At 62.7% G+C, this 1,673-nt stretch carries 1 protein-coding gene; it reads left to right on the top strand.

All coding sequences use genetic code 11. The annotated features are described in order from the left end of the window. Positions 1-1,673 (top strand): beta-glucosidase BglX (gene bglX / locus D8U18_RS09050; protein WP_131107462.1); only part of this gene is annotated, 1,673 nt, incomplete at both ends.

The following is a 1,673-nucleotide window of genomic DNA, read 5'->3' as shown; positions in this document are numbered from 1 at the left end:
ACGTTCAACTCGATCACCCGCCCGGAAAACCGTCCGATGCAGGACGCGGCCATGCGCAGCCGGTTGAAGATCCCGATGTTCTTCGCCTATGACGTGATCCACGGCCACCGTACCATTTTCCCGATCCCGCTGGCGTTGGCGTCGAGCTGGGACATGGACGCCATTGGCTTGTCCGGGCGCGTCGCCGCCAAGGAAGCGGCGGCTGACAGCCTCGACATCACGTTCGCACCGATGGTTGATATTTCCCGCGACCCACGCTGGGGCCGTACCTCCGAAGGTTTCGGCGAAGACACCTACCTGGTGTCGCGCATTGCCGGGGTGATGGTCAAGGCATTCCAGGGCGCCGGCGCCAACGCCGCCGACAGCATCATGGCCAGCGTCAAGCATTTCGCGCTGTACGGCGCGGTCGAAGGTGGCCGCGACTACAACGTGGTCGACATGAGCCCGGTCAAGATGTACCAGGACTACCTGCCCCCCTATCGCGCGGCGATCGATGCCGGTGCCGGCGGGGTGATGGTGGCGCTGAACTCGATCAACGGCGTGCCGGCCACCGCCAACACCTGGCTGATGAACGACCTGTTGCGCAAAGAATGGGGCTTCAAGGGCCTGGCAGTCAGCGACCACGGGGCGATTTTCGAGCTGATCAAGCACGGCGTCGCCCGTGATGGCCGCGAAGCCGCGAAGCTGGCAATCAAGGCCGGCATCCACATGAGCATGAACGATACCTTGTACGGCAAGGAGCTGCCGGGTTTGCTGAAGTCCGGCGAGATCCAGCAGAGCGACATCGATAACGCCGTGCGTGCAGTGCTCGAAGCCAAATACGACATGGGCCTGTTCAAGGACCCGTACCTGCGCATCGGCAAGGCCGAGGATGATCCGGTCGACACTTACGCCGACAGCCGCTTGCACCGCGCCGAGGCCCGTGACGTCGCGCGTCGCAGCCTGGTATTGCTGAAAAACCAGAATCAGACCCTGCCGCTGAAGAAAACCGCGAAAGTCGCCCTGGTCGGCCCGCTGGCCAAGGCACCCATCGACATGATGGGCAGCTGGGCCGCCGCCGGTCGCCCGGCGCAATCGGTGACCCTGTTCGATGGCATGACCACCGCGCTGGGCAATAAATCGACGCTGATCTATGCCCGTGGCGCCAACATCACCAACGACAAGAAGATCCTCGACTACCTGAACTTCCTCAACTTCGATGCCCCGGAAGTGGTCGATGACCCGCGCCCGGCCAACGTGTTGATCGACGAAGCGGTAAAAGCCGCCAAGGAGGCTGACGTGGTGGTGGCGGCCGTGGGCGAGTCCCGTGGCATGTCCCACGAATCGTCGAGCCGCACCGACCTGAACATCCCGGAAAACCAGCGTGAACTGATCCGCGCCTTGAAAGCCACCGGTAAGCCGCTGGTACTGGTGTTGATGAACGGCCGCCCGCTGTCGATCCTCGAAGAGAAAGAACAGGCTGACGCGATTCTCGAAACCTGGTTCAGCGGCACCGAGGGCGGCAACGCCATTGCCGATGTGCTGTTCGGCGACTACAACCCGTCGGGCAAACTGCCGATCACCTTCCCGCGTTCGGTTGGCCAGATTCCCACTTACTACAACCACCTGAGCATCGGCCGGCCGTTCACGCCGGGCAAACCGGGCAACTACACCTCGCAGTATTTCGATGACAC

This window comes from Pseudomonas sp. Sample_10, from assembly GCF_004321495.1.
Taxonomy (GTDB): domain Bacteria; phylum Pseudomonadota; class Gammaproteobacteria; order Pseudomonadales; family Pseudomonadaceae; genus Aquipseudomonas.
The sequence above is the reverse complement of the archived record's forward strand: the minus strand, read 5'-3'. Positions and strand labels throughout refer to the sequence as shown.